We start from the raw sequence: 4,854 nt of genomic DNA on the forward strand, positions 1-4,854 counted from the left end.
GCCGATCCGGCCCGGGAAACGCGCCGGGTCGTACGCCGCGTCCTCCAGCGCCTCCCACGCGCACTCCAGGAACAACCGGTGCTGCGGATCCGTCATCTCCGCCTCGTGCGCGTTGAAGCCGAAGAACTCCGCGTCGAACAACTCCACGCCGTCCAACCGCGCCTTCGCCGGCACGTAACTCGGGTGCGAGTACACCGACTCCGGCACCCCCGCCGCCGCCAACTCCTCCGGCGAGAAGAACGTCACCGACTCCACCCCGGCGCACAGGTTCCGCCAGAACTCCGCCACGTTCGACGCCCCCGGGAAACGGCCCGCCAGGCCGACCACCGCCAGGGCGTTCTCCAGTTCCTCGGGCAGGTCCGCGGCGGTGGTGCCCGGGTTGGTCTCAGCGGTTCGGGCCGGCGTCATGGGCTTCCCCTCTCGGTGGCTGGTGGATGGCCGGGCCGGTTCGTGGCCGGAGCCGGTGAGCGGACCGCCGACGGCGGCCGTACTCCACGTCGATCGCCGGTGCGGGCCCGGTCGGCGCGGCGGCCGGGCCGGCCGCCGCGTCGAGGTACCTGGCCAGCCCGACGATGGTCGGGAACTCGAAGATGGTCAGCAGCGCCAGGTCCACGCCGAACCGCTCGGCGAGGGCGCGCTGGAGTTCGACCGCGAGCAGCGAGTGGCCGCCCGCGTCGAAGAAGTTCTCGTGCGGGCCGCAGTCGCGGCCCAGCAGGTCGCGCCACACCTCGGCGACCCGGCGGGCGGTGGCCCCCAGCGGGGCGCCCGGCCCCGCGGCGCCGGCGCTCAGGTCGGCGCCGGGCGTCTGCGCCAGGATCCGCCGGTCCACCTTGCCGTTGCTGTTCAACGGCAGCGCCGGCAGGGCGACGTACCGGGCGGGGACCATGTACGCGGGCAGCGTGGCCGCGCACCAGGACCGCAGCTCGGCGGCGTCCGGCGCGGCGTCGCTCCCGCCCACCAGGTAGGCCACCAGGTGCCGGCGGACCGGGTCGGCGCCCTCCAGCAGGACCGCCACGTCGGCGACCGACCGGTGCCGGCGCAGCGTCGCCTCGATCTCGCCCAGCTCGATGCGGTAGCCGCGCAGCTTCACCTGGTTGTCGGTGCGGCCGAGGTACTGGATGACCCCGTCCGGGCGCAGCCGCACCACGTCCCCGGTCCGGTACAACCGGGCACCGGGCGGCCCGTACGGGTCGGGCACGAAGCGGGCGGCGGTGGTGGCCGGGGCGCCGAGGTATCCGTGTGCCACCCCGGCGCCGCCGACGTACAGCTCGCCCGGCACCCCGGGCGGCACCGGCTCGCCGGCGGCGTCGAGCACGTACAGCCGGGTGTTCGGGGTGGGACGGCCGATCGGGGTCGGCCGCTCGCCGCGCCGGACCCGGTGGCCGGCCGCCCACACCGTCGTCTCGGTGGGGCCGTACATGTTCCAGACCTCGGGGCAGCGGTCGAGCAGCTGCTCGGCGAGTTCGGGCGTGAGGGCCTCCGCGGTGGAGACCGCCAGCCGCAGGTCGCCGCCGTCCCAGCCGGCGCCGACCAGCAGCCGCCACGTGGAGGGCGTGCCGTCGAGCACGGTCACCCGGTGCTCCCGGACGAGGCGGAGCAGGCTGTCGCCCTGGCGGACGTCGTCCTCGGTGGCGAGCACCACCTGCGCGCCGACGGTGAGGGGGGCGAGCACCTCGTAGAGGGCGATGTCGAAGCAGATGGTGCTGACCGCGAGGACCACGTCGGTCGGCAGCAGGCCCGGGCAGGTCCGGACGCCGACCAGGAAGTCGACGACGGCCCGGTGCGGCACCAGCACGCCCTTCGGCCGCCCGGTCGAGCCGGAGGTGTGCAGCAGGTAGGCCGGCGCGTCCGGGTCGACCCGGGGCAGCGGCACAGCGGGCGCCGGACCGTCGGTCGGGGCGTGCGGGGGGCACGTCCGCCGGCCGGGGAAGCGGTCGGACCACTCGTCCGCGGTGACCACCAGCTCGACGGCGGCGTCGTCCAGCAGGTCGGCGTGCCGCCCGGCCGGGTGCGCCGGGTCTAGGGGCAGGTACGCCGCCCCGGTGCGCAGCACCGCCAGCAGGGCCACCACCAGGTCGGCGCCGCGGGGCAGGCAGACCCCGACCAGCCGGCCCGGGCCGGCGCCGGCGTCGCGCAGCCGGTGGGCCAACCGTTCCGCACGCTCGTCCACCTCGCGGAACGTGTGCGCCCGCCCGCCGCAGGTCAGCGCGACCGCCTCCGGGGTGCGGGCCGCCTGCGCCGTCACCAGGTCGTGCACGCAGCCGGTGGGCACCGGCACGACGGTGTCGTTCCAGGCGACGGTGACCCGGTGGTGCTGCTCGGCGTCCAGCAGCGGCAGCCGGGCCACCGGGCGGTCGGGGTCGGCCACGGCGTGCCGCAGCGCGACGACGAACTGGTCGGCCAGCCCCCGCACGGTGTCGGCGTCGAACAGGTCGGTGGCGTACTCGACGATGCAGAAGACCGCGTCGTCGCCGGTGCGGTGGGCGTAGAACGACAGGTCGAACTGGGCGTTGCCGCTGTGCTGCGGGATCGGCGTGACGACCAGCTCGCCGGTGCGGAACGGCCGCATCGGCTCGTCCTGCCAACTGAACAGGGTCTGGAAGACGGGGTGCCGGCTCAGGTCGCGGACGGGGTGCAGCGCGTCGACCAGCATCTCGAACGGCACGTCCTGGTGGGCGAAGTCCGCCGACAGCTCGCCGCGCACCCGGTCGAGCAGCTGCCGGAAGGTCGGCTCCCCGTCGAGCCGGGTGCGCAGGGCCAGGGTGTTGGCGAAGAAGCCGAAGAGGTGCTCCAGTTCCGGCCGGGTGCGGTTCGCCACCGGCGTGCCGACGACCAGGTCCTGCTGGCCGGACCAGCGCGACAGCACCACCGCGAAGACGGCCAGGCCGAGCATGAACGGGCTGACCTGCTCGGCGCGGCTGAACCGTTGCAGGGCGGTGGCCACGTCGGGGGGCAGGTCCAGGCGCAGGGTGGCGCCGCGGTGGCTCTGCACCGCCGGTCGGGGCCGGTCGGTGGGCAGGTCCAGCACCAGCGGCGCGCCGGCCAGCCGGTCCCGCCAGTACCCCAGCTGCCGCTCAAGGACCGGCCCGGTCAGGTACGAACGCTGCCAGGCCGCGAAGTCCGGGTACTGCAACGGCAGGTGGGGCAGCCGGGGCTGGCGGCCCGCGAGCAGCGCCGCGTACCCCTCCGCCAGCTCCCGCGCCAGCACGCCGCCGGACCAGCCGTCGGCGATGATGTGGTGCATCGTCACCAGCAGCACGTGCTCGTCGGCGGCGAGGCGGACCAGCAGGGTGCGGATCAGCGGGCGGCGCAGGTCGAACGGTTCCCGGGCGCGCGCGGCGATCGTCTCGTCGAGGCGAACCGGGCGCCGGTCGTCCGGCACCGCCGTCAGGTCCAGCGTCTCGACCGGGGTGTCGTCGACCGGCTCCACCACCTGGACCGGCTCGTCGCCGTCGTCGTGGATGGTCGTCCGCAGCGCCTCGTGCCGGGTGCGGATCAGGCGCAGCGCGCGGTCCAGCGCCGCGACGTCGAGCGGGCCGGACAGGCGCAGCGCGATCGCCATGTTGTGCACCCCGGCGTCGCGGCCCACCAGCCGGTCCAGGAACCACAGCCGGCGCTGCTGGAACGACAGCGGGGCGGGCCGCCCGGGTGGCCGGAGCGGGATCGAGGTGGCGGCGTCGCCGCGGGTCGCCGTCATCGTCCCGCCTCCGCGTCCGCCTCGCTCATGAGCCGTTCGGCGTCGGAGTCGGAGAGCCCCTCCAGCTCGGCGAGAAGGCGTTCCTGGATCAGGTCGGCCTGCTGGGCGACGGTGCGCCGGGCGAAGGCCTCGGCGACGGTGAGGGGGACCTGGAAGGTCTCCTGGAGGCGGGCGACCAGCCGGCCGGTCAGCAGCGAGTCCCCGCCCAGCAGCAGGAAGTCGTCGAAGACGCCGATCTCCCGGTATCCCAGCAGTTCCCGCCACGCCACGGCGACGGTCTCCTCGATGTCGGAACGCGGTGATTCGTACTCGGTGGGCAGGTCGGGCCGGTCGTGCTTCGGTGCCGCCGCCGGCGGCGCCTGGTCGGCGGCGGGCGCCGTCCCGTTGAGCAGGCTGTAGCGGCGACGTTCGAACGGGTAGGTCGGCAGGGGCACCCGCCGCCGCTGCTCGCCGGCGGAGAACGCGGCCCAGTCGATCGCCGCCCCGGCCAGCCAGAGCCGGGCCAGCGCGCCGAGCAGGGTCTCGGTCTCGTCCTGCCCGGACGCGGCGGGCAGGGACGCCACGATGGACGTGGTGGTCTCGGCGCCGGCCGCCCGGCTCATCGCCAGAGCCATCGTGCCCAGCGCGTGCCCCGGCCCGACCTCCAGGAACGCCGCGTCCGCAAGGGCGGCGGCGGCCCGCAGGTTGTCGCCGAAGCGGACGGTGGCCCGCAGGTGACGCACCCAGTAGCCCGGGTCGGTCGCCTCGGCGGCGGTGAGCCAGGTGCCGGTGACGTTGGAGCCGACCCGCGCCTGCGGGGGCCGCAGCGTGACCGTGGCCATGTGCGCGGCGAACTCGGCCAGCAGCGGGTCGAGCATCCGGGTGTGCGCGGCCTGGCGCACCCGCACCAGCTTGGCGCGGACCCCGTCGGCGGCCAGCGCCGCCCGGGCCGCCTCGACGGCGGCGGCCGGGCCGGAGAGCACGGTCTGCTCGGGCCCGTTGACGGCCGCGACGTCGAGGTCGTCGCCGGCGTACCGGGCGGCGTCCGCCTCGGCGAGGTTGACGGCGAGCATGGCACCGTCGGGCAGCCGGTCGATGAGCTGGCCGCGCAGGGCCACGGTGTCGATCGCGTCGGCGAGGTCGAAGACGCCGGCCAGGCAGGCGGCCACGTACTCGCC

The 4,854-nt window shown here is 75.7% G+C and carries 3 protein-coding genes; all 3 read right to left on the bottom strand.

The window, feature by feature from the left end; translation table 11 throughout:
• The coding region (locus ACGF7U_RS31700) for a beta-ketoacyl synthase N-terminal-like domain-containing protein (RefSeq protein ID WP_393113057.1) at window positions 1–408 on the bottom strand (408 nt) is incomplete at its 3' end.
• Window positions 386–3,697: an amino acid adenylation domain-containing protein gene (locus tag ACGF7U_RS31705; protein ID WP_393113059.1), complete on the bottom strand. Its 3,312-nt coding sequence runs from the start codon at window positions 3,695–3,697 to the stop codon at window positions 386–388. The genes ACGF7U_RS31700 and ACGF7U_RS31705, both read right to left, overlap by 23 nt.
• Window positions 3,694–4,854: acyltransferase domain-containing protein (locus tag ACGF7U_RS31710; RefSeq protein ID WP_393113061.1), on the bottom strand; the 1,161-nt coding region annotated here is incomplete at its 5' end. The genes ACGF7U_RS31705 and ACGF7U_RS31710, both read right to left, overlap by 4 nt.

Source organism: Micromonospora sp. NPDC047670 (assembly GCF_043204915.1).
Classification (GTDB): domain Bacteria; phylum Actinomycetota; class Actinomycetes; order Mycobacteriales; family Micromonosporaceae; genus Micromonospora.

Excerpts from the sequence above, each read along its gene's own strand:
- ACGF7U_RS31705 (WP_393113059.1), bottom strand. The coding sequence starts at position 3,697 with ATGACGGCGACCCGCGGCGACGCCGCCACCTCGATCCCGCTCCGGCCA.